This window comes from Streptomyces sp. WAC05292 (genome assembly GCF_003949955.1).
GTDB lineage: Bacteria > Actinomycetota > Actinomycetes > Streptomycetales > Streptomycetaceae > Streptomyces > Streptomyces globosus.
Genome location: NZ_RPSE01000806.1, coordinates 1 through 867, shown reverse-complemented (window position 1 = coordinate 867; position 867 = coordinate 1). Strand labels below are relative to the sequence as shown.

Sequence of the window (867 nt, the reverse complement as noted above, 5' to 3'; positions counted from 1 at the left end):
GAGGGGATCCGCCTCCCCCGCCCGGGGGAGGAAGCCTCGGCCCCGCGGAGGAGCCGCCGCCCGGGCGGTCACATCCGCCGCGTCACCACCGACAGCCGGTCCCGGGCGGCGAACAGCGCCGCCTTGATCAGCTCCTCGCGCTCCTCCGTCAGCCGCGCCACCGGCACCGAGCAGCTCACCGCGTCCCGGGCGGGCGTCCGGTACGGCACCGCCACGCCGAAGCAGCGCAGCCCCAGCGTGTTCTCCTCCCGGTCCTCCGCGTAGCCCTTCTCGCGCACCACCGCCAGCTCCTCGATGAGCCGCTCGCGGTCGGTCACGGTGTGCTCGGTGACCGCCTCCAGCCTCCGCGGCAGCAGCGCCCGCACCTCTTCGTCGGAGTGGCCGGCGAGCAGAGCCTTGCCGAGCGCCGTCGAGTGGACGGGCAGCCTCCGCCCGACGCGCGTGAACGGCCGCAGGTAGTGCCGGGACTGGCGGGTCGCCAGGTAGACGACGCTCGTCCCGTCCATCCGGGCGAGGTGGATGGTCTCGGTCGTGTCCTCCGAGAGCCGGTCGAGGGTGGGCCGGGCGGCGGCGACCACCTCGTCGCCGTCGATGTACGAACTGCCGACGAGCAGGGCCCGTACGCCGATGCCGTACCGGGTTCCCGTCGCGTCCGTCTCCACCCAGCCGAGGTTCACCAGCGTGCGCAGCAGCATGTAGAGGCTGGACTTGGGCAGTCCGAGGTCGTGCTGGATGTCGGCCAGGCTGTGCAGGCCGGGCCGGGCCGCGAAGTGCTCCAGGAGGACGACCGTGCGGACGGCGGACTTGACCGCGGCGGGCGCCCCGGCCGGCCCGCCGTCCTGCCCCGGCCCCGCTCCGTCCCCGCCG

At 75.0% G+C, this 867-nt stretch carries 1 protein-coding gene; it reads right to left on the bottom strand.

Annotated elements, in window-relative coordinates; genetic code table 11:
- Positions 1 to 68: 68 nt before the first annotated feature.
- On the bottom strand, positions 69 to 779 hold the full coding sequence (locus tag EF903_RS33160; RefSeq protein ID WP_125548589.1) for an IclR family transcriptional regulator: 711 nt from the start codon (positions 777 to 779) through the stop codon (positions 69 to 71).
- Positions 780 to 867: the final 88 nt, after the last annotated feature.